Genomic DNA, 18,971 nt, shown 5'->3' with positions numbered 1-18,971 from the left:
TTACAGTAGCTTACTAAAGGCTAGGAAACTCATGCTTAATGCAGATAATTCTTCTCCTTCACGCTGAATTGACCAATAAGTTCGTTTATAATCCTATCCATCCACAGATAATAAAATAAGGTCTTTTCTTGCTAATTCAGCGTCAATCGCTAACAGGGGTAATACACTCAAACCTATACCTGTTCCAATTGCCCTTTTAATTGAGCCAATGGTTGACATGCAGATTTCATCACGAACGTGAATATTTAAGCTTTTTAATAACTGAATTGCACGAATTCGAGAGAACGATGATTCATGGTCGAATATCCACAATTGTTCACTAAGCCAAGATTTTGTATTTAAACCATTCGCAGCAGGATGAGTTACGCCACTCACAATGCAAAGATTATCTTGTAACCAATGCTCACAAATGAGATTTTTACTCGCGGGTTTAGCATCAATAAAGCCTAAGTCTAGTTCTTTTTCTGAAACCATTTTTTCAATAATTAAACTATTATCAATGACTAGTTTTATTTTTACATCGGGATATTGGTTCTTAAATAATGGAATTTTTTTAGATAATACATAGTTACCAGCAGTCTTACTGCTCCCAATGGTTAACGTCCCCTTAATGCCATGCTCAGGGAATGAAAATATATTTTCTAACTCTTTTCCCTTGGATAGCATTTCATTAGCATAAGGTAATATTATTTCTCCATGCGCATTTACAACCAAACCTCCCGCCACTCGCTCAAATAATCTGCAGCCTAAAGACCCTTCTAATTCTTTAAGTGCCATACTTACAGCAGGCGTTGACATATGAAGCACTTTTGCCGCTTTTGAGATCTGCCTCTCAGAATGTATGGCTTTAAAGATCATCAATTGTCTTAATGTTATCCGCATCAAATGCTCCGCGAGGGGAAAATCAATTATACTAGCAGTATAATAGTTTAAAACGATAAATAATTAACATGATAAATATCTGATTTTTATAAAGCGGCTATTTAGCCGCTTTATCTATAGAGGTTAAAATAGATATCTTGTAGATACAAAAATGAGAGTATCATCAAACTCAGTATGTCCTTTGGCGTCAGTATAATCACCATCAAAATAGGAAATACCTACTCCAAAAGTCAAATCCTTTTGAGCCTTAAAATCAACGCCTACTGAATATTGACTTGCATCACTCTCTCTTAGTGTTTTTAGATCTGCTCCGGCATTTTTTGTCACTTTACCCAGCCCAGCATCATCTTTTAAATATTGAAATTTTATATCATATTTATTAATAGGAACAACCATACTTAACAGGTAGGAGTTACCTTTAATATTATCATAAATACTTGACTCAGAGCGCTGGTACATAGCCCCCAATTTTACGGATGAAATAGCAACACCACCCACCAGTCTTGTTGCCTCTAACTGGTTCAATCCATCAGCATAGGCTATTGAAATATAGTGACTATTCTTTTTAAATGCAGCATCGCCTAGGGAAAAACTAATTGCATAATTGTTTTGTTTATCAGAAAGTTCTGGATTTTTTTGATTAAAATCCTTTTCAAAAACATAACTAATACCCATAGTAACACCTGCGACCTTAGCGCTATTTAATGTTACCGAATCGCCTAATCTATCGTTACCTGCAATGATCATATTCATATCGCTTGAGGTAATATTAAATAAATCCACTTTACCTTCAGCACTTTTAAAAACGGTATCATTTCTTCCGAAAACAGCTGAACCATAGTTAGTTTTAAAACCTAAGTATGAGTTTCTCGGTTTGAAAATATTAGAATCATCGTTATCAAAGCTTTCTATCCCTGCTTCAAATTTATATAACAAGCTAAAATTATCATATACACTATACTCACCTTTAACGCCTAAATATGATGCATAATTTTCAAGGGAAAATCCATCAACTTTTTCGTTACCAGAAAGACCATTACTTGAGTTGGCCACACCAAGCCACAGTCTTCCATAAAAATCTAGTGGCTCAGATAAAGCTGGAGTTGAACAAATTAAAATTAAACTAAAACCAATATATTTAGTGTTTTTCATCGACATCACCTTTTTAGAATGTAAAAGCAATGCCATATTAGAGATTTAAGCAAACACATCTCCGCTTTAGATCACATCTAATCAACAAAAATATCGAGTTAAGCATAACTTAAAGTGTGTTAAGTTATATTTAATAATTTCAATTTATTGCTCAATGTCACTATTTAAAAAAATTAAGAAACTATCATCACGCCAAATCTTACCAAAATAAAAACTGGAGAATTGCATGAGGATAAAATACTTGAGTATTATTGTCTGTTCGATTTTAACGGCGTCATCATGGGCTGCTGATAATAAAAATGATTTAGCATCATTCCATAAAGATGTTAATGGTTGTAAAACCTGCCATACAGCACCCAATAAAGTGAGCGATAGCGAGACATTTGAAAATAAACAATGTAAATCCTGCCATGGTGATTATGGAAAACTAGCAAATCCCAAACTAGAAATTGACCCACATTCTTCACACTTAGGTGATATTAATTGTACGTCTTGTCATAAAGGACATGAACAACCAAAGTTATATTGTAATGAATGTCATTCATTTAAAGGGCTCGACATGCCTTTTAATAAAGCCAAATCTAAAGAACCGTGGGACAAAGGTTGGGATAATGAAGCAATAAATAAAGCGATAGCTGCAGGTCCTAAAGAAACAACGGATGTGATTGTTGTTGGAGCCGGTAGTGCTGGATTTAATGCTGCGATTGCAGCTAAAAAGGCTGGGGCTAACGTTATATTGCTTGATAAAGCACCATTTAGTGGTGGTAACTCTATGCTCGCCGCTGGCGGGTATAATGCTGTGGGTACAGTTCAGCAAAAAGATCATAAAGTCGATGATAAAATCGAATGGTATGTCGAAGATACAATGAAAGGCGGTCGATATGCTAACGACCCTAAATTGGTACAAATATTAGCGGAGCAATCGGCTGATGGCATTAAATGGTTAGAATCTTTGGGCGCCAATATGGATGATTTAAAACGCTCTGGCGGCGCTAGAGTCGATAGAACACATCGTCCATCTGGTGGTTTAAGTGTTGGTCCACATATTATTGATGTACTAAGAAAAGCATCGGATAAAGAAGGGGTTGATACAAGACTCAACTCCAAAGTTGTTAAATTGGTTGTTGATGATGAACAAAAAATTGTGGGTGTTGTCATCCACGGTAAACACTCTGGTCACTATATGGTTGCAGCTAAGTCGGTTGTTTTAGCCACAGGTGGTTATGGGTTTAACAAAGAAATGATTGCTTTTTATCGCCCTACATTTAAAGGCATGACAAGTTCAAATAATATCACTTCAACTGGGGATGGTATTGAACTTGCTAAAGCAGTCGGTGCAAGTATGACTGATATTGATTGGATCCAGACACATCCAACAGTCGGAAAAGATAGCCGTATATTAATTTCAGAAACGGTTCGAGGTGTCGGAGCCATAATGGTTAATAAAGAAGGCGATCGCTTTATCAATGAATTAACAACTCGAGATAAAGCCTCCGATGCCATTCTAAAACAGCCTGAACAATATGCTTGGCTAGTATTTGATAATGAATTATATAAAAAAGCTAAAATGGTTCAGGGGTATGATCATTTAGAAATGCTTGAAAAGGCCAATACTGTTGCAGAGCTTGCAAAAATAACAGGAATGACTCCAAGTGTTTTAGACAAAACTATCACAAACTACAACCATTATTTCAAACAGGGTAAAGATGAGGCATTTAACCGTGAGCAGATGCCGCTATCAATAGAAAAATCTCCTTATTATGCCGTAAAAGTTGCTCCTGGCATCCATCATACTATGGGGGGAGTTGCCATTGACACTAAAGCTGAAGTACTCGATATACAAAGCCAACCGCTTAAAGGTTTATTTGCGGCGGGAGAGGTGACTGGTGGTGTTCATGGGTATAATCGACTGGGGGGGAATGCTGTCGCTGATACTGTGATTTTCGGTAAAATCGCAGGGACAAATGCTGCTAAACATGCTCTAAATACAAAGTAACGCTAAATCAGTGAGAGACTCGTTATTGTCTCTCACAACATCTCAAGTTTTATTCATCGTAAATATAAGGAATAAAATTATTGCTTGAGTTAAAGTACTCCCCTGCTATTTTTTGAGAGGCTAATGTAGCCTCTCTTTTTTTATTTTTCGGCAGAATTAGATATCAGGGATTTTGCTAACTCTTCGATCGTTTTCATCTTCTTTATATCGTGTGGTATATGGGTTAAAAGTACTCACTTTTCCATAAAGCTAATCGTTCCCTGTGGGCGAGTTCGGCATTACATTACTATTTGATTGGAGTGTTCACAGACTTGATTAAGTGCCTCATAAGCTGAAACTATTGTGATTACTGAACCTATATTTCCAGCTTTTTAAATGATGACAGATATATTGACTAGCGCTAGCGCTAGTGCTCTGTTGGCTCGTGTCACGAAACTCCTACAGAGCATTAGCGAGGCGTCAGCTCATTTCCTGAGGCTGTTTGGCTGTATTATGCCGCGCAAGCCAGGCACTCAAGCGCTCTTGTGTGCCGATGACAAAGACAAAAAACGCCGGTACGAAGAATATTGCCAGCAAGGTACCACTGAGCATGCCACCGAATACGCCAGTACCGATTGCATGCTGAGTTTCGGCGCTGGCGCCGCTCGCAAGCATTAAGGGTACCACTCCGAGAGTAAATGCCAGTGACGTCATCAGAATTGGCCGTAGACGCAGGCGTGCTGCGGTCACTGCAGCATCTATCAGCGTATGGCCCTCGGCGTGCAGTTGGCGGGCGAACTCGACGATGAGGATAGCGTTTTTGCCGATAGGCCGAGGTGGTGGCTAGGGTGCAGGCGGTATTGCGACGCGATCGCACTAACACGCCTATAAATACCCAAATGTTGCGCGTCGGCCCGTTCCAAATCGACTTAGACAGTCACGAGGCTAGCGTAATCTGTAACGGTCAGCAGCAGGCACTGGATCTGACTTTGACCGAGTTCAAAATGCGCGCCAGCATGCAGAACCTGGCACTTTGACTGTACGATTCTACCGCTCGGGGGCAAGCTGTTACCTCAGCGTAGAAGATGAAGGCCCCGGTATCCCTGATGAAGCTGCAAGCTACGTATTCGAAGCATTTCGCCGAGTCGATCCGTCTCGCTCTCGAAAAAGTGGTGGCAGTGGACTCGGTCTCGCAGTGGTTAAGACAATTGCTGAAGCTCACGGCGGCCACGTGGTTTGCCAGCCATCGGGCCATGGAGGAACAATATTCATCCTTTCTTGGCCTGTCAAAGCTGGTTTAGGACCTCCTTAACTATGTCCTGGTGATTCCTGCACGTATGGTCACCACGCCAGAGCACATTGCTGAATCGGGAAAATGCAGGGATTGTAGGTATTCCCTAGATCCCTTTGGTTGTTATCCGATATTGATTACAACTAATGGGATGTTATTTTGTTTGAATACGCTCAATTTGTTGTACTTGTAGTCTTGATATCGCATTTGCGTGTAACTGTACATAAATTGTTGAGGTAATTAAAACGTGCAAAATTACATGATTTATGTTTAAATTTAGCAGGTTATGATTAAACGGTTCACTGTTATAGAGTGTCAGAGGGCGGAGGTTCGAATCCTCTCATACCGACTAAATTAGATGCTTAATTGTTAGTTTGTTTTAATCATTAAAATAACCAGCAGTTAAGTTAAACAAAACCCCGTGTTAGCATTGCTATACGGGTTTTGTTTTTTATACGTTTTCGCTGCCGATATGACTAACGCTGCTTGCGACTAAGGTTCAAGTTCGAGTGATTAGGCTGGCTTTGGCACAGCAAAAGGCAAAAATTTTCAAGGCGAAATCGTCAATTTCACAAATTATATGCATCCGCCATTTAGCATTTAAGACATTATTGAGTAGGACATTTACCTATGCGCGCGTTTGTTTTACGAGCAAGATCAGCACCTACTGACAGTCAGTTGTTTTTGGCTTCTGTCGGCCAAGAGGCGCATACCGAGATTTTAGCTCATACCCTGATGAACACTATCTTTGTGGCTCAGTCCCATCGAAACGATGTTGTCGTTTATTTGGTGCTAGAAAGTACCCATGATTTTTCCCGCACTATCTGCTTCGATACTCGAAATATTTGCCATATTGGTGGTTTTCACGAGCAAGCTTTGCTCACTAAAATTGCCAAAGCCTTAGATATTTCTCGGGGCATGACGAAGGAGCAAACCCGTGTTGTTGACGAGGGCATCAGTGTCAGTACCACCAGTTTTGAAAAGCTGGTACAGGACCTCGCGGTGGATTATCAATTGTTTATGATGGATAAGAAGGGTACATCAATCCGTGAGCAAGAATTTGTGGGTAATCCGTGCTTTTTACTGACCGATCATATTCCTATGCCGAAGAAAAGTTTTAATACCTTGAAACGACTCGGTGCGCAAAAGATCAGCTTAGGGCCAAAGATGCTGTTTGCTTCTCAGTGCGTGGTATTGATCCATAATGAATTGGATATCAATCAATAGCCTCTGAGTCTTATGTATCCGTTGCTAACGCTGACTATTCCTGTGTGGCAACGTGTGTGTCGAGCCCTATTTTTTAATGGGGGTTTTATATTTTCCCCTTTAAAAATGTAATCGCTTTTTGGGCTCTGCGTGACAAGGGCCATTCCGCGCGGTGGATAAACCAAATGGTGTCTACAACTTGGCTGCCACATTCCACAACATAGATATCTTCTTGTCGTTCAAAGGCTTTGCGGGCGTATTGCGGGATAACCGTAAATCCTAGCCCTTTTGCTACAGGTTCGAGAATGAGGCTGATTTGGTTGGTAAATCCCTTGCAGGGGATCTCTTGAATGCCGGGGTGAGTTGGATATTTACGGCTAAGCAGCCGAGTCGCCATAGCCTCACCATCGGGATGGGAGATAAACCCTAGCCGTTGTAAATCAGTCCATTCATGTTGTTTATGGCTCGCCGGTACCACAAGTTCAAGTGGCTCTTCGGTAAAATGTGTGCTGTGAATACGAGGATCGGAAGGTTTTAAGGTGACCATGCCGATTTCATGTTCATTGGCCAACACTGAGGCCACTATCTCACTGTCAGGTGCAAAACGGTGGCGAATGCTTAACGCCGGAAAGGCTTGTTGTAATTCGATTAATAGCGGAAAGAGCGTTAAACCAATGCTACCTGGAGTGATAAGGCTAATATCACCGACATTGGCATCATCATGGATCAGTTTTTGCTGTAAGCGCTTTTGCGCACATTCAACTTCTTTGACGTAGGTCAGCAGGTTTTCCCCAATGGGAGTGATTTCAAGCTGGCGGGTGCGTCGTAAAAACAGTGTGCCGTAGGTTTCTTCTAAGCGACTGATATGCTGACTCACGGCCGCTTGGGTGATACCTATGGCTTCGGCGGTGCGGGTGAAATTCCCTTTCTCGACTAGCACGCTAAAGGTGTGTAACCACTGTGGATTTATCATAAGTAAAATTTATCAAATCTATAATCTGTATGTGCTTTTAATTATGGCACGATAAGACTAGTCTGTCGTCATTCAGTATTCAAATACCTTTTGATCTTAATAGACACAGGAAACACCATGGCCGATCTATTTTCATCCTTTAAACTTAAAGACATTACTCTCAAAAATCGTATTGCCGTTGCGCCCATGTGCCAATATCAAGCCACTGATGGACTTATCAACGACTGGCATCAGGTGCATTACACTAGCCTTGCCCGTGGCGGTGCCGGTCTTGTTGTGGTTGAAGCCACTGCAGTTTCTCCTGAAGGACGTATTACCCCCAAATGCCTTGGGTTATGGAATGACGAACAAGCACAAGGCTTAGCAAAAGTGGCTAGTGCGATTAAAAATGCGGGTGCTGTTGCAGGCATTCAGATTGGTCATGCAGGCCGTAAAGCGAGTGCCAATATCCCGTGGGAAGGGGATGACCATATTGCCGATGATGATGCGCGAGGTTGGCAACCGATTGCACCATCAGCCGTCGCCTTTGGGGCAAATTTACCTAAAGTGCCTACCGCTATGACAATTGAAGATATTGAGCGGGTTAAAGCCGACTTTGTGGCGGCGGCAAAGCGTGCTTTAGCGGCAGGATTTGAATGGTTAGAACTGCATTTCGCCCACGGTTATTTAGCCCAAAGCTTCTTTTCAACCTATGCTAATCAACGCACCGACCAATACGGTGGCAGTGCGGAAGGACGCGGACGCTTTTTGTTAGAAACCATTGCCGCGGTAAGAGACGTTTGGCCATCGCATTTACCCTTAACGGCGCGATTTGGTGTGATTGAATTCGACCATAAAGATGAAGAAACACTGACGGAATCGATAGCCTTGGTGAAGCAATTTAAGCAAGCGGGGCTCGATATGCTGAACGTCAGCATTTGCTTCTCGACTCCAACGGCAAAGATTCCATGGAGTCCTGCATTTTTGGCGCCTATTGCCGAGCGGGTTCGTCAAGAAGTGGGGTTCCCCGTTGCGACTTCTTGGGGTATGGATGATCCACATCAAGCCAATGCGGCCATTGAAGATGAGCAAATGGATTTAGTGATGATAGGTAAAGCGTTTTTAGCGAATCCACATTGGCCATATCAAGCGGCGCAAACCTTGAAAATTGCGCGCCCATCTTGGGTATTACCCGCTTCCTACGCCCATTGGTTAGCACGCTACTCTACGGTTAAAGCCGATTGATTGTAGAGTGACTTGAGTTGATTTAAACCTAAGCCTTAAAAAGCCGTTATCTAAAGATAGCGGCTTTTGGCTTTAGTGGCAGGTAAGGTCCATCATAAGAGACTCGCTACAAGAGACTAGATTCAAGATACTGGCCACGCAGCCTTCAACCCACGCAGTTAAATCCAAGCTTCGTGCATTTTGTATTCATCCAGTCACTAGGGAATAAAAAAAGCCCCAATCCTTTAGGAATGGGGCTTTCTTAACTAAGATGATGAAGCTCAGTGGTTATAGAAACGTCGACCTTCACGCATCACTTCAATTAATTCAGGCGCGCTCATTTTTTTATTGAGCCTATGTTCATAGTTTTCATCGTAAATACGATATTTACCGTGGCGGTCAATCACTGTCACTTCTGCTTCTTGATAGATAGCAAAAATACGGCTATCACCTATATAGATCCACGTTTCTTTGTCAGGTTGTAATAGGCTGCGGCCAGCGCTGTAATCTGTCGTGTTATTGGTGCAACCTAGCACGTGGGTCATTAAAGTCGGCGCAATGCCGTAATGGCTGGTGCGGTATTTGACCTTAGAAGCACCCGTATTCGGCCAGTGGATCACTAATGGCACTTTGACACTCTGTGGTGACAGGTTGCGATTCGCTTCATCACTATTGCTGGTGAACATTTTGCCATTGACCCCAGTGATAATCACTAAGGTGTCGTTGGACACATTGGCCAGCATCGCCTTGAGTTGTTGATCGACAAAATACAGAGATTGGCGATATTGATTAAACAATACTTTTTGCGCTGGCATTAGGTCGGTATCGGCTTTCACTGTTTCGATACCCAGAAAACCCACGGGAGTATCAAAATTTTCTGGCGCTTTTAAGTTAACGAGCGCCAACCAAGGCTTATGTTGGATGCTGTGCCACTCGTTAAAACTGGCCACTGTGTGCAAATCGGCATCGGCACTGCCATTGGTTTCTTTGGCTATGACAGGATTAAAGTCATTAAACATCGCCTGTGATGAACGCAAATTGAGATTGGTTTCAGGGAGGAAAAGCCCCAATTCATAGCCTGCTTGTTGAAAGCTTCTGGTCAGTAAAGGACTGGTGCTATTAAAAATTCGCGCATCGCCATAACTGCCTTGCAGGCCATAGAGTAGCGAAAACATGCCCGTTCTAAATTGGTTGCCGCCGCTGAAATGCTGGGTAAAAGATTGATTATTTTCAGTGTATTGGTGTAGGAATGGCATGCTTTTACCATCGACCATATCCGCCCGCAAACTGTCGATGGTAATCATCAACACGTTGATTTTCGTGTCGGCCTGGCAGGTGAGTGGTTGCTCTGGATAGCTGAGTACACTGGTGTTGTGATTGACGTCATCGCCTTGGTATGAACCATCGATACCGTGACTTTCCATAAAGGAGCGAGCAGTCGCGGGATAAGATAAAGGATAAGTATCGTCGAAACGGGTAATTTCGGTGATATCGGCGGCATCGGCCCAAATGTGGATCAAGTGGCTGCTGATAAAACAGATACACACTAGGGTGATAACTTTATTGCCTAAATTGAGTTTTTGGATTTTCTCTATGCGTTTCCACAAAAAGTTCGCCATGGTCAGTTCAATGGCGATGATGGCCAGTGGTGTGACGATATAAGAAGTACCACGGAGCAGGGCATTGAGATCCGCCCAAGCTAAATCGAAGGCAAAGGGGCTCAAGTGCATGCCGTAATCGGCGTAAACAATGGTATCGTACAATAAGATACAAAGACTTAGGGTCGCGATCACCGCCGCGACACCTCTTAATATCTTTGAATAGGGCAATATCAAAGTTAGTGGAAATAGGCAGATCAAATAGGCGATAAAGGCGAGAAAGCTAAACTGACCAATAGTGCTGACGCTCAGATAAAACCAGCCATACCAAGTTTCTGGATAACCCACGCTGCCAAGGTATCGGCTTCCGACTATCATGGCTAATAAACCATTGAAGAAGGCGAACCAATGCCCCCAGTTGATGAGCCGGGAAACCCGATCGCGGCTCATTTGCTTTTTTCGCTCGACCATAGTGATCCGCTTATTCCTAAAAGGCCTTGTATCTTATATTCTTTTGATGATTATTACCCAGTTAACTTACTGGGATTTAACCGATTGTGCGAGTGCTTTTGCAAATTGTTCGGCCACGGCTTGGCGCGATTCGCTGGGCACTTTACGTTCTAGCAGGTTAGTCACGCAGTTACCCAATGCCATCAGGCTCAGGTCAGTCGGTGCTTTATGCTTTTCTAACACAGCCAATATTTCGGCGATTAATGATTCAACTTGGGTGTTTGAGTATTTCGATTGGATTGCCATAATCAAAAAATGTTTCACTTTGGAATGGATTAGCGGCATATAATAGCGGATTTATCCCAGTATCACTATCAGGGCTTATGAGTATTAACATCGAACACGCAATTATTCACGAGATTTCTCAGGACAGTCAGGGGCAATTACGCTGCCGTTTGCGTCCTCAACCTCTGCTGAACGGTCAGGCGGTCGAGGTGATGCTCGACGAGTTGCATCAGACATATACGGGAAAGGCCGGTAAAGGTTTTGGCTATTTTGGTATCCATGGTGACGACGGTGAGGCCAATCCCGCCTTTGCCAATGCGCTAACTCAATACCGTGGCGGCGATTTAGGGTTTGTGGAGTTTTCCGGTCAAGCCAGTAAATTACTGCAAGAAGAATTGTCAAAGTACGACTTCAGTCAAGGCGGTTTCCTGTTGATGTCTTGCTATACCAGCATCACCAGCGATTATTTGTTTGTGGCTTTATTAAGTGCTAAGTCGTCAATGACAGTATTAGACGATATGGAACTGTCGCAAAATAACCATTTGGATTTAAATAACATCCAACTCGCGGCGCGTATCGATTTAACTGAGTGGCAAGCCGATAAGGATTCTCGCAAGTATATCTCCTTTATCCGTGGCCGTGCGGGACGTAAAGTCGCCGACTTTTTCCTCGACTTTATGGGCTGCGTAGAAGGCGTCAACACTAAGGCGCAAAACAAAACCTTAATGAATGCGGTTGAAGATTTTGTTGCCAGCAGTGAGTTGACGAAAGACGAGCGTCAGCAGTGCCGCAATAAAGTGTTTGAATACTGTAGTGAGCGTTTCGATGAAGGCGCTGACATTGAGATCAAAGACTTGGCCGATGAGTTAGCCGATCAAGGTATGGACTCCTTCTATGATTTTGCCCGTGGCGGCAGTTATGATCTTGATGAAGAGTTTCCGGCCGACAAATCAACCCTGCGCCAATTGAAGAAGTTTTCTGGTACGGGTGGCGGCGTAACGTTAAGTTTTGATGGCGGCCACTTAGGTCAACGGGTGATTTACGATCCCATCTCGGACACGATTTTAATCAAAGGTGTGCCAGCAAACTTAAAAGATCAGCTTGATCGTCGCCTTAAAGGCGAATAGTACTTAATTCATCCATCGTTTTTTAAGCGAACGAATAACTAAAGGCCGAAAGTTTTTACTCTCGGCCTTTTTGCTAACTAAGTCGCGCTGACTCAGCTTCTAAGTGAGTACTTCTTAGTCAGTGACTCGTCGCCTATGTTAATTATTGGAGCTAAATGGCACTGGACGTGGCGTATCTTTATTCGATGGTGGCAAAATAGGTAGCGTGATTTGCGGCTGATCGCCCGTTAAGGACTCAAGGAAGGCGACCATTTCTTTCACTTCTTGGTCAGAGAGTTTTTGCCCTAATTGAATGTCTGCCATGGTATTCACCGCTTCTTCCAAGGTCCAGACGCTGCCATCATGGAAGTAGGGATAGGTGAGTTCAATATTGCGTAGTGTCGGCACTTTAAACACATATTTATCAGCTTCTTTACCAGTGACGCCCTTACGACCTTCTGCTGGGTTATTGGTGTGGAACGGTTTGATGAGTCCCATTTTCATATACATAGTTCCACCGACAGCGGGGCCGTTATGGCAACTCACGCAACCTTTATCCTTGAAGAGTTGGTAACCCGCTTTGGCATTCGCGCTTATGGCCTCTTGCTTGCCCAGAAGAAATTGATCGAAGGGGCTATTAGGGGTAACTAAGGTTTTTTCAAAGGTGGCAATCGCATCGGTTAAACGGTCAATTGTGACTTTTTCATCGCCATAGACCTTGGCGAAGTGCGCTCGGTAGGCAGGCATAGAGGCGATAGTTTCAGTTGCGAGTTCATGGGTAAAGCCCATCTCTTTCGGGTTGGCGATAGGGCCCGCGGCTTGTTCTTTCAAATCACTGGCGCGACCATCCCAAAATTGAGCCAGCATAAAGTCGGCATTAAGCACTGTGGGTGAGTTAATTGGGCCTTCCTGCCAATGATGACCAATGGACGTTGGCAGAGCATCGACACCACCAGTGGATAAATTATGGCAAGAGTTACAAGAGATAAAGCCAGATTTAGACAGTCTGGGTTCGAAGAACAGCATTTTACCTAATTCAACTTTTTCAGGCTCAGTGATCTTGGCTGCTGTAATGACTTCGATGGGTTCTGCACTGATAGCATGGGTACTGGCTAATATACCTGCGATGAAAATGGCGATAGATGTAAGTTTGGTCATCTTATTTCTCCCTGTATAACCTTGGTTTTTGTATGGTTTAACAGGGATGCTAGCGGTTAATGATGCTGAGTGATAATGCTTTGTTTCGATTGGGTCTATCGCTGTTGCGGATTAAGCTTTTGCGATCTAATTCGCTGTTTTTACGTTGTTATTTTGCTAGGTTGAGTGGTATTTCTGTTAAGGCTTTATCTGTTAATCGACAAGGTCGATGCATTGTTGCTTTCTGCCTATCGGTACCTGATGGTTGCAATGAGTTGCATTGCTGGATTTTAGAAAACCTGATACAAACATGTGATACAAAATATTGGGCCGAGTGGATTCATTTGTCGCGACAACAGACGGAATTGATTAGAATCTCCATTCATGTTGAGTTAACTCGTGTTGAGTGCCTCAAGTTAGCATGCTCGGCCATCGCCAAGCGGTGCTATAAAATTATATAGGTGGACTGTTTTTCTGCCGAGGAGCGTTAATGCAATTGTTTGTCAAAGATTTAACTGTGATCGATTTTTCCTATTTGTGCCCAAAGCGCGGCATGGTGGGGGAGAGTTGGATTGTTGATGTTCTGCTAGAGGGCGGATTAGACGAGCAAAACATGGTACTCGATTTTGCTAAAGTCAAACGCACGATCAAGCAAACCATAGATGCGGTGGCCGATCATCGTTTATTAGTGCCTACGGCCTGCAGTAGTGTGCGATGGCAACAGCAGGGCGATAGAGTATGGATGGATTTTGATAGTCAGTTAGGTGAAATTCATTTGGCCTGTCCTTCACAAGCCTTTGCCTTAGTGCCGACCGAAGAGATTGATATTCCCAGCGTGAATGTCTTTTTACAGAAAGCATTGCGCGAAGCTTTACCTAAGAATGTCGAAGGGATCACGCTCACCTTGAGACACGAAATCCTCGATACGCCTTATTACCATTACAGCCATGGTTTACGTAAACACGATGGTAATTGTCAGCGTATCGCCCATGGACATCGTAGCCCTATTCACGTTTATGAAAATGGCAGTCCAGCAGCTAAGTGGGATGAGTATTGGGCCAAACGTTGGCACGATATTTATTTAGGCAGTGAAGAGGACTTGGTTTCAGTTAAGACCCTTAATCTTTCGCCGCAAACGCGGATAACCGATGACAGCCACTATGGCTTTCATTACCAAGCCCCCCAAGGGGATTTCCAATTGGCAATGCCAAAGGAATGCTGTGATTTAATTCCCCACGACACGACGGTTGAGTTGTTAGCCGATTATATTGCCACGACATTGGTCGCTAAAGTGCCAGGAAGTCAGTTTAAAGTGGTGGCGTTTGAAGGTGTTGGCAAGGGCGCGATCGTCGTTAAGGGATAGGCACTACGAGCTGATATAAGTGAATGGACTTAAACTATTCACCTTTTAATCACGGATTTAATAGGCCTCGGTAGATTATCGGGGCTTTTTTGTTTGTTTTGAGGATAGGCTGAACTGAGATTACGACAGGGATGTGGGTTTGCAGAATCGATTTTTATGGTGCGTTAGGTTAACGTGGCATTGATTGAATTCGGCTGCGTTTTGTGTCGCGATGAATGTATTTAGTGGGTCTTGATCCCTATTGCCCCTCGATAAGGATTTTTTGAAGATGTTGGAAACTAGGATATTGGAAACTAAGATGCTGGAAAATAATAAGATGTTGAGAAATAAAGTATCGCAATTTTTATCTCACGGTGGAGCCCCCCTAAGTTCAAATCCAATGCGCTGCTTATCGGCATTATTCACTTTGGGCCTAGTGCTCATTGCGCCTCAGGTACAAGCTGAGGTGAGTTTACAGGGTAAGTTAGAGCAAGGCGCATTAATGCGGGGTCAAGCGCCAGCGGGCACTCAGATTAGCTTAAATGGTGAAGCCATCAAGGTCACGCCTGACGGTCATTTTGCCTTTGGTTTTGATCGCGACGGTGAATTGAGCCAGCAGCTAACCTTGGTTTATCCCGATGGTTTGACTGAGGTTAAGCCTTTAACCTTAACCAAGCGAGAGTACGATATTCAAAGTGTAAAGGGCATTAGCTCGAAGATTATGAAGCCCGATCCTGTCGCGCAGGAAAGAGCGGCGAAAGACACGGCGCAGGTCAAAGCGGCACGGGCAACATTTAGTGAGCAAACTGCATTTTTACAGGCGTTTATTTGGCCTTTGACGGGGCGTATTTCAGGTGTTTACGGTAGCCAGCGTATCTATAACGATGTACCCGGTAATCCACACTTTGGGGTGGATGTGGCGGCGAAAACCGGCACTATAGTGGTCGCCCCCGCCGATGGTGTTATTAGTCTTTCTGTGCCTGACATGTTTTATTCGGGCGGGACTATGGTGATCGACCATGGTTATGGCGTGAGTTCGAGTTTTTTGCACTTGAGTAAGCTGTACGTCAACGCGGGTGAAGCGGTTAAGCAAGGCCAAGCTGTTGCAGAGGTGGGCGCAACAGGCCGTGCAAATGGTCCACACTTAGATTGGCGAGTGAACTGGTATCAAATGCGCCTCGACCCTACGACCATAGTGCCGCCAATGGCAACAGTGCTGGCGAATGAGAAGGCCAATAAAGCGGCCAAAAAGGGCTAGGTTCGATATCCAGTTTAGGCTCACTTAAATGGCGCAATGATGCGCCATTTAATGGTGATCTATATCGGGAACACTTAGCGAGTTGGCTTCTTTCTAGGCTAGCTTCAAATGTCTGCTTGCCAATAATCATTTTTAACCGAGTCGTCTAAAAAGATTACTTCAACAGTGGATGATCAGCAGGCAGTTGGCGGGTGATCCATAAAATCAGTTTATGTTTCATGTTTGGCCCATCTTCTTTATCTTTGGCCAGTGGCTGGATTAAGTTGTCGGTGACCAATAAACGATAAATGCATTCCACTTTGTCTTTGGGTGAGATGCCTTTGTCAAAGTCCGCATATCCGCGTTTTTTGGCATAGCCCACGCCGATTTCCATGGCGAACTTCAATATTTGTGCTTCGTTCTTGTGTGGCTTCATTGGCGATCCTCTGTTTGCACATAGCATCCATCTACTGGACACGATAATTTGTGCCTGATGGCATCTGCGAGTTATACGTCCTAAGTTACGCTAAATATGCTGTTTTTTAGATTTAATTTTGGCGATTTTTGACAAAACCACCAAAAAAACTGACCTAAAAATAACGAGAATATTGAATCTGATTAAATTGTCATCAACTCAGATGTTAACTCAGGTACTGTCGTAGGTTTTAGCTAAGGCAAGTGCCAATGAAAATCTAAGCTCAGTTTTATCTGCCTGAGTTTAAGTCTGACTTAGTATTCAGATACTTGTTCGCTCGCGATGACCGCTTTTATGCCATGGGGATGCACTTTAATGCACACATTGCCGCGTTTAAAGGCGATAGTTGGATTGGCTAAACGTTCTTTATCGCCTTTGGGCGAGCTCATCTTGACCTTAATCTCAGCAAGGGATGGCAAGTCTGGTAATCTTGACTGCTCTGATTCAGCTGTCTGCTCAGATTGCGGCAATGGACTCAGTCCTAGGTTGAGTAAAGAGCGGAGTGTTGGACATAAGACCAGTAAATCTTGGCTCAAGGTATCGCAATCTTTGGCTTTAGAATCAATAACTAACTCTATGTGCTCCCAGCCTTCCTGTGGATAAACTTTATCTCTAGGATAGGGAAGCTCGACGCAGGCAATGCTAAATTGACCGAGTGTGAGTGGCGTGTCTAGCTCGATGATCAGAATCGTACGGCCATTGATGATGTTGTCTGAAATGATTTTACCTATGCGGCTAAAGGCGTCTTTCAGTGCATTGGCACTGGCGATAGAGTTAACGCGTAATGCCACGTGATCGCAAAACAGTGCTTTATCTGTTAAATCTAAGGTCTTAAGGAAAGCGACAATTTGTGCTTCAAAGGCTGGCCAGCCTTGGATTAATTGCTCATAGCTGAGGTTTGCACTGTGCGGCGCAACAGGCTCGTTGAATTTAGGCATAAATACTCCAAGGCATTTCTATTGGCGTTAGTTTTATCCCTTAAGTAAATGACCGAGACTATTACAACTAACATCATGCTTTAAAAGGTTAAATAAAAACGCCCATTAAGCTGGGCGTGTTTGATATCGTTCAATTATCTATTTGGCATTTTGCCATTAGGAAGCGGGCTAAGATTAAGGCCAAATCTCAATCGGCGTTCCTTCATCGACTACTTTCCACACTTCATCCATTTCGGCGTTGGTAATCGCGATACAGCCGTCAGTCCAGTTGTATTGCTGAGCTTGTTCTGGCGGCAGTGACGACTTAGGGTTTTGGCCGTGGATCATGATCATGCCTCCGGGTCTAATGCCTAAGGCTTTGGCTCTGAGTTTATCCTCTTCATTAGGATAGGAAATATGGATCGATTTATAATAAGCACTATCTGGCTTTTTATAATCTAGGGTATAACGCCCCTGTGGTGTGCGTTGATCGCCTTCCTTTAATTTGTGTCCAGCGGGTAGGTCACCCATGGCGATACGATATTGTTTGAGCACTTTGCCATCGCGCAATAAAGCCATACTGGATTCGGATTTAGTGATCACCACCAGATCCACTTTACCCATGCCAGAGGCATGTAATTCGGGTGAAACGAGAGCCGCGATAGTCACAGTGAGAGATGTCAATGTGGAAAGTAGGGTGGCGCGCATGAAGTCCTCGAAAATAAACACAGGTCGTTGGCTTTTTTCGGCATCATACCGCAATTTTATCCTACTGTGAGTAGATAATTTTGAGCTAGGTGCAATTGCATGGCAGACTCGTGGCATATTTATGCTGTAATCCCTGTGTTAGTCAGTTTGTTGCAAGGAAGTAAAAGTTTGTATGTCTGAGAATATCGAATCCGAAAGTCCGTTAAAACGTCAATTACGTACCATTATTTTTGGCACTGATACTCCCGCTGGCCGCTATTTTGATATCGCCCTCATGGTGTGTATTGTGTTGAGTGTCGGCTTAGTGTTCCTCGACACAGTAGAGATATTCCATCGTGAATACGGCCAGCTTATTTCTGTGTTGGAATGGGTATTCACCATTATTTTTACGATTGAATATGGCCTACGTTTGTACTGCGCGACTCATCCTGTGTTATATGCTCGCAGCTTTTATGGTTTAGTGGATTTGTTATCGGTATTGCCAAGTTATCTGGCGTTGCTGATCCCTGGTGCTAACTTTACCTTAGTCATCCGGATACTTAGGCTGTTTAGGATTTTCCGCGTACTCAAATTACTGCGTTATTTGAGTGAAGGAAATGTGCTGCTTAGGGCGATGATGCAGTCGAGTCGTAAGGTTTTTTTGTTTTTCTTCTCGGTTAGTTTGATCGTTATGGTACTGAGTTCAGTAATGTATGTGGTTGAAGGGCCTGATAATGGTTTTAGTTCAATCCCTAAATCTGTGTACTGGACAATTGTGACTATTACTACAGTCGGTTACGGCGACATTACCCCGAAAACCGGATTAGGTCAGGCGATTGCGGCTTTTACTATGCTAATTGGTTACTCGATTATCGCAATCCCAACGGGGATTTTAACCGCCGAGATATCCCAAGAAGTAGGGCGTCATCGAGATTTACGCTCGTGTAATCAATGCCATAAGACAGGTCATGATATTGATGCCATGTATTGTAGTCGTTGTGGATGTGAGTTAGATAGCCTAGATGTGCCCGTTGATAAAGGCGTTTCATGATGAT

17 protein-coding genes and 1 pseudogene are annotated in these 18,971 nt (G+C 43.5%); 8 read left to right on the top strand and 10 right to left on the bottom strand.

Annotation, left to right across the window (positions count from 1 at the left end; genetic code table 11):
- Nucleotides 1-93: 93 nt before the first annotated feature.
- Nucleotides 94-882 carry a LysR family transcriptional regulator gene (locus tag L5L94_RS09625; protein ID WP_263162837.1) on the bottom strand — a complete coding sequence of 263 codons (789 nt, stop codon included), beginning with the start codon at nucleotides 880-882 and terminating at the stop codon, nucleotides 94-96.
- Between the two features lie 123 nt (nucleotides 883-1,005).
- Nucleotides 1,006-2,034 (bottom strand): porin, encoded by a 1,029-nt coding sequence (locus tag L5L94_RS09620; RefSeq protein ID WP_263162834.1) that lies wholly within the window; start codon nucleotides 2,032-2,034, stop codon nucleotides 1,006-1,008.
- 226 nt (nucleotides 2,035-2,260) lie between these two features.
- Here L5L94_RS09620 and L5L94_RS09615 point away from each other — a divergent pair, with 226 nt between their 5' ends.
- Nucleotides 2,261-4,030: a flavocytochrome c gene (locus tag L5L94_RS09615; RefSeq protein WP_173244433.1), complete on the top strand. Its 1,770-nt coding sequence runs from the start codon at nucleotides 2,261-2,263 to the stop codon at nucleotides 4,028-4,030.
- A 459-nt stretch (nucleotides 4,031-4,489) separates the two neighbouring features.
- Here L5L94_RS09615 and L5L94_RS09610 read toward each other — a convergent pair.
- Nucleotides 4,490-4,831: pseudogene (locus L5L94_RS09610) on the bottom strand (efflux RND transporter permease subunit); the annotation flags it as partial.
- Nucleotides 4,832-5,042: 211 nt separating this feature from the next.
- On the opposite strand from L5L94_RS09610, the gene L5L94_RS09605 reads away from it, so the two are divergent.
- Together L5L94_RS09605 and trmY are read left to right on the top strand one after the other, a co-directional pair.
- Nucleotides 5,043-5,321 (top strand): sensor histidine kinase, encoded by a 279-nt coding sequence (locus L5L94_RS09605; protein WP_317629638.1) that lies wholly within the window; start codon nucleotides 5,043-5,045, stop codon nucleotides 5,319-5,321.
- A gap of 609 nt (nucleotides 5,322-5,930) precedes the next feature.
- The gene (gene trmY, locus L5L94_RS09600; protein ID WP_263162830.1) at nucleotides 5,931-6,527 is read left to right on the top strand and encodes a tRNA (pseudouridine(54)-N(1))-methyltransferase TrmY; all 597 of its coding nucleotides are present in this window, start codon (nucleotides 5,931-5,933) and stop codon (nucleotides 6,525-6,527) included.
- 85 nt (nucleotides 6,528-6,612) lie between these two features.
- On the opposite strand, the gene L5L94_RS09595 is transcribed toward trmY, so the two are convergent.
- Nucleotides 6,613-7,479, bottom strand: coding sequence for a LysR family transcriptional regulator (locus tag L5L94_RS09595; RefSeq protein ID WP_263162827.1), 867 nt, complete (start codon nucleotides 7,477-7,479; stop codon nucleotides 6,613-6,615).
- Nucleotides 7,480-7,596: 117 nt separating this feature from the next.
- On the opposite strand from L5L94_RS09595, the gene L5L94_RS09590 reads away from it, so the two are divergent.
- A complete protein-coding gene (locus L5L94_RS09590; RefSeq protein ID WP_263162826.1) occupies nucleotides 7,597-8,703 on the top strand; it encodes an NADH:flavin oxidoreductase/NADH oxidase in 1,107 nt (368 codons plus the stop codon).
- Between the two features lie 260 nt (nucleotides 8,704-8,963).
- Here L5L94_RS09590 and L5L94_RS09585 read toward each other — a convergent pair whose 3' ends face one another.
- Together L5L94_RS09585 and L5L94_RS09580 are read right to left on the bottom strand one after the other, a co-directional pair.
- Entirely contained in the window at nucleotides 8,964-10,751 is a 1,788-nt protein-coding gene (locus L5L94_RS09585) for a DUF3413 domain-containing protein (protein ID WP_263138480.1), read from the bottom strand.
- Nucleotides 10,752-10,817: 66 nt separating this feature from the next.
- Nucleotides 10,818-11,036, bottom strand: a complete 219-nt coding sequence (locus L5L94_RS09580; protein WP_011847036.1) for a YejL family protein — start codon at nucleotides 11,034-11,036, stop codon at nucleotides 10,818-10,820.
- Nucleotides 11,037-11,113: 77 nt separating this feature from the next.
- Between L5L94_RS09580 and yejK the strand changes: the two genes are divergently transcribed.
- Entirely contained in the window at nucleotides 11,114-12,142 is a 1,029-nt protein-coding gene (gene yejK / locus L5L94_RS09575; protein WP_006081997.1) for a nucleoid-associated protein YejK, read from the top strand.
- 138 nt (nucleotides 12,143-12,280) lie between these two features.
- Here yejK and L5L94_RS09570 read toward each other — a convergent pair whose 3' ends face one another.
- Complete coding sequence (locus L5L94_RS09570) at nucleotides 12,281-13,279, bottom strand: cytochrome-c peroxidase (protein WP_173244445.1); 999 nt, start codon at nucleotides 13,277-13,279, stop codon at nucleotides 12,281-12,283.
- 469 nt (nucleotides 13,280-13,748) lie between these two features.
- Between L5L94_RS09570 and L5L94_RS09565 the strand changes: the two genes are divergently transcribed.
- Together L5L94_RS09565 and L5L94_RS09560 are read left to right on the top strand one after the other, a co-directional pair.
- Complete coding sequence (locus L5L94_RS09565; RefSeq protein ID WP_173244448.1) at nucleotides 13,749-14,621, top strand: 6-carboxytetrahydropterin synthase; 873 nt, start codon at nucleotides 13,749-13,751, stop codon at nucleotides 14,619-14,621.
- 379 nt (nucleotides 14,622-15,000) lie between these two features.
- Nucleotides 15,001-15,858 carry a M23 family metallopeptidase gene (locus tag L5L94_RS09560; RefSeq protein ID WP_173497902.1) on the top strand — a complete coding sequence of 286 codons (858 nt, stop codon included), beginning with the start codon at nucleotides 15,001-15,003 and terminating at the stop codon, nucleotides 15,856-15,858.
- A gap of 154 nt (nucleotides 15,859-16,012) precedes the next feature.
- Here L5L94_RS09560 and L5L94_RS09555 read toward each other — a convergent pair whose 3' ends face one another.
- From L5L94_RS09555 to L5L94_RS09545, 3 genes are all read right to left on the bottom strand, one after another.
- Nucleotides 16,013-16,273 (bottom strand): DUF5062 family protein, encoded by a 261-nt coding sequence (locus L5L94_RS09555; RefSeq protein WP_006081993.1) that lies wholly within the window; start codon nucleotides 16,271-16,273, stop codon nucleotides 16,013-16,015.
- Nucleotides 16,274-16,566: 293 nt separating this feature from the next.
- Nucleotides 16,567-17,250 (bottom strand): VOC family protein, encoded by a 684-nt coding sequence (locus L5L94_RS09550; protein WP_263162818.1) that lies wholly within the window; start codon nucleotides 17,248-17,250, stop codon nucleotides 16,567-16,569.
- Nucleotides 17,251-17,424: 174 nt separating this feature from the next.
- Nucleotides 17,425-17,937 (bottom strand): murein L,D-transpeptidase family protein, encoded by a 513-nt coding sequence (locus L5L94_RS09545; protein WP_028759690.1) that lies wholly within the window; start codon nucleotides 17,935-17,937, stop codon nucleotides 17,425-17,427.
- Nucleotides 17,938-18,109: 172 nt separating this feature from the next.
- Here L5L94_RS09545 and L5L94_RS09540 point away from each other — a divergent pair, with 172 nt between their 5' ends.
- On the top strand, nucleotides 18,110-18,967 hold the full coding sequence (locus tag L5L94_RS09540) for an ion transporter (protein WP_028759691.1): 858 nt from the start codon (nucleotides 18,110-18,112) through the stop codon (nucleotides 18,965-18,967).
- The last annotated feature ends 4 nt before the right edge of the window (nucleotides 18,968-18,971 follow it).

This window comes from Shewanella sp. SM21, assembly GCF_025654335.1.
Taxonomy (GTDB): Bacteria; Pseudomonadota; Gammaproteobacteria; order Enterobacterales; family Shewanellaceae; genus Shewanella; species Shewanella oncorhynchi.
The sequence above is the reverse complement of the archived record's forward strand: the minus strand, read 5'-3'. Positions and strand labels throughout refer to the sequence as shown.

Excerpts from the sequence above, each read along its gene's own strand:
- L5L94_RS09625 (WP_263162837.1), bottom strand. The coding sequence starts at position 882 with ATGCGGATAACATTAAGACAATTGATGATCTTTAAAGCCATACATTCT.
- L5L94_RS09620 (WP_263162834.1), bottom strand. The coding sequence starts at position 2,034 with ATGAAAAACACTAAATATATTGGTTTTAGTTTAATTTTAATTTGTTCA.
- L5L94_RS09615 (WP_173244433.1), top strand. The coding sequence starts at position 2,261 with ATGAGGATAAAATACTTGAGTATTATTGTCTGTTCGATTTTAACGGCG.
- trmY (WP_263162830.1), top strand. The coding sequence starts at position 5,931 with ATGCGCGCGTTTGTTTTACGAGCAAGATCAGCACCTACTGACAGTCAG.
- L5L94_RS09595 (WP_263162827.1), bottom strand. The coding sequence starts at position 7,479 with ATGATAAATCCACAGTGGTTACACACCTTTAGCGTGCTAGTCGAGAAA.
- L5L94_RS09590 (WP_263162826.1), top strand. The coding sequence starts at position 7,597 with ATGGCCGATCTATTTTCATCCTTTAAACTTAAAGACATTACTCTCAAA.
- L5L94_RS09585 (WP_263138480.1), bottom strand. The coding sequence starts at position 10,751 with ATGGTCGAGCGAAAAAAGCAAATGAGCCGCGATCGGGTTTCCCGGCTC.
- L5L94_RS09580 (WP_011847036.1), bottom strand. The coding sequence starts at position 11,036 with ATGGCAATCCAATCGAAATACTCAAACACCCAAGTTGAATCATTAATC.
- yejK (WP_006081997.1), top strand. The coding sequence starts at position 11,114 with ATGAGTATTAACATCGAACACGCAATTATTCACGAGATTTCTCAGGAC.
- L5L94_RS09570 (WP_173244445.1), bottom strand. The coding sequence starts at position 13,279 with ATGACCAAACTTACATCTATCGCCATTTTCATCGCAGGTATATTAGCC.
- L5L94_RS09565 (WP_173244448.1), top strand. The coding sequence starts at position 13,749 with ATGCAATTGTTTGTCAAAGATTTAACTGTGATCGATTTTTCCTATTTG.
- L5L94_RS09560 (WP_173497902.1), top strand. The coding sequence starts at position 15,001 with ATGCGCTGCTTATCGGCATTATTCACTTTGGGCCTAGTGCTCATTGCG.
- L5L94_RS09555 (WP_006081993.1), bottom strand. The coding sequence starts at position 16,273 with ATGAAGCCACACAAGAACGAAGCACAAATATTGAAGTTCGCCATGGAA.
- L5L94_RS09550 (WP_263162818.1), bottom strand. The coding sequence starts at position 17,250 with ATGCCTAAATTCAACGAGCCTGTTGCGCCGCACAGTGCAAACCTCAGC.
- L5L94_RS09545 (WP_028759690.1), bottom strand. The coding sequence starts at position 17,937 with ATGCGCGCCACCCTACTTTCCACATTGACATCTCTCACTGTGACTATC.
- L5L94_RS09540 (WP_028759691.1), top strand. The coding sequence starts at position 18,110 with ATGTCTGAGAATATCGAATCCGAAAGTCCGTTAAAACGTCAATTACGT.